This is a genomic window from Acinetobacter sp. CFCC 11171 (genome assembly GCF_003268405.1).
Classification (GTDB): Bacteria; Pseudomonadota; Gammaproteobacteria; order Pseudomonadales; family Moraxellaceae; genus Acinetobacter; species Acinetobacter amyesii.
In genome coordinates this window covers 1-2,038 of record NZ_LQXP01000077.1, presented here as the reverse complement: position 1 = coordinate 2,038, position 2,038 = coordinate 1, and the positions used below count along the sequence as shown (strand labels likewise).

General features: G+C 36.4%; 3 protein-coding genes. All 3 read right to left on the bottom strand.

Annotated features, from left to right (window positions below):
- Positions 1-116 precede the first annotated feature (116 nt).
- From AVJ20_RS18465 to repM, 3 genes are read right to left on the bottom strand one after another with little or no spacing between them, the layout of a single operon-like run.
- The gene (locus tag AVJ20_RS18465; RefSeq protein ID WP_171319340.1) at positions 117-260 is read right to left on the bottom strand and encodes a hypothetical protein; all 144 of its coding nucleotides are present in this window, start codon (positions 258-260) and stop codon (positions 117-119) included.
- A 20-nt stretch (positions 261-280) separates the two neighbouring features.
- Positions 281-835, bottom strand: a complete 555-nt coding sequence (locus AVJ20_RS17805; protein ID WP_111886133.1) for a plasmid replication DNA-binding protein — start codon at positions 833-835, stop codon at positions 281-283.
- 3 nt (positions 836-838) lie between these two features.
- Positions 839-1,783: a replication initiation protein RepM gene (repM, locus tag AVJ20_RS17800; RefSeq protein WP_068912167.1), complete on the bottom strand. Its 945-nt coding sequence runs from the start codon at positions 1,781-1,783 to the stop codon at positions 839-841.
- Positions 1,784-2,038 lie beyond the last annotated feature (255 nt).

The following is a 2,038-nucleotide window of genomic DNA, read 5'->3' as shown; positions in this document are numbered from 1 at the left end:
TGTAGTTTCTAGTTGATAGCCCACCTTCCCCAAGGTGGGTTTTTTTTATGATTTTTCACGTTCCACGCCTATTATTTAAGCAATGTTTCACGATTTTGATTAGCTCAATTGAATAATCAGGATGACTGGTCTTTTTCTTTTTGGCGTTCATCCAGCTCTTTCTTCAGCGCCTTTTTATCCTGATACGATGCGATCAGCATGATCGGGATCAGCAGCGGGGCCACAATAATTCCCAAGGCAATGTCTTTCAGTTTTGGCATGATCTCTCTCCCTTTATTGCTCAGTTATTATCGAACACCGCATTCAGCACACGGCCAAATAATCCACGCTTTTTCTTTGTCTCATAATGCGTATTTGGTACGTGTTTTGGTGTTTCATTAGGGCGTGTCACCAATGTCTCATGGGATGTTTTAATTTCACTATCTCTATTATTATCAATAGTTTCACTTATTCCACTATTGTTGTCGCATGGTGCATCATTGGAATGTGTCACTGGTGTATCATGAGACATTTTTTCTTCAGACTCTTTATGCCCTAATAGCAATTGAAAGCGGTCTATTTGATCTAAATAGCGTTTCTCACGATCTTTGTATGACTCAATTTCCTTTTTCATAAAATCAACAAGCTGACGTAAATCAGCATCATCTTTAGACTGATCCACTTCTTGTTTTTGTTCATGCTTTTTGATCGGCTCTCCAAAGCATCGGATGACTTCTGCAATATCAAAAAGACCATCAGCGCTTCGAGATATACGCCCTTCTTTTATGGCCCTATATAGCGTAGAACGACTGACGTTAAAGCGGTTAGATACTTCACTTAGTGATAATTTAGCCATTTACTAAATCCTTTTATTTAATGGCATATATCCCACTTTTTTTAGGTATGGATATAGTTCTTTGATTTTTTCAGGATCGTGAAGCATCTCAGCAATACGAATAGCAAATTGTGGATAGCTTTCAGTTCCCTGGGAATACCGACCCATTTCCGGTAGCTCTGAAAGTTTATTGGCAAACATGTGGCGTTGTGCATCGGTCATTTGGGTAAAGAGATCTACCGTGTTTGGATCTCTTTCTGAAGGTATCGAATCAATTTTTTTATGCTTAAAAGTGAATGATAAGCCTGAGATAGATCTTCCTGTTTTGTACTGTTCGTATTTTACATGTATATCAGTCAGCTCATTGATTTGCTTTATGGCTGGTTCTAAAACACGACTTTTAAAATTAACCATTTTTTGATATTCATTCATCTCAAGTCCTAATTTTTCTCTGAACTCAGATAAAGAAATAACAGGTGTTTTTCCTACGTCTCTCCAAGCAATTAGAAACTCATATAGACGAATAGCATATTTGCTAGTTAGTTGCGCAACCTGTTTAAGTTGATAGCTCGTAAAGTGCTTTTCCAATCTTGTAATAAGAGGAACAACATCTGGTGCAAAGGTAACTTCTAATGTAGCAAGGTCATCAACATATGCAATTCGGCTAACCCAGCGGGATTTGACTACAATTTCTTTGTTTGTATCTTTATGAATTTCCTTAAAAGAGAACTTTCTTTCAAAAAGATTATTAACTGCATTTTTTAGAGCGTTATACGCAGCTTCTTTGGTGACATCAAAGCGAGAAGCATAATCAGAAGCATGGATTTCTAATTTACTGTCGGATGAGATCCCTTGGCCTGTTTCTCTTGCTCTTATTATTGATAAAAGGATAAGCCGTTGCTCGGTTACTTCGAGATTATAACTGGCATTAATTAAGGCATTATCTTTTACTACTAAGTCATTTTTCATAAGACTGCATAGGTTATAAGTGTTATTAAGACTACATTAGCATTCGATGTAATCAAATGCAAAGAAATTGTAGTCTTATGACAAAGAAATTGTAGTCTTATGACAAAGAAATTGTAGTCTTATGACAAAGAAATTGTAGTCTTATCCACCTTGAAAGCCTTGCAAACAAAGGTTTTCAGAGAGTCTAAAAGCATTTAAAAACTTTAAAAATAATTAAAAGCCCAGGAAAGGAAAAATTGCCCTTGGTTTTCGCTG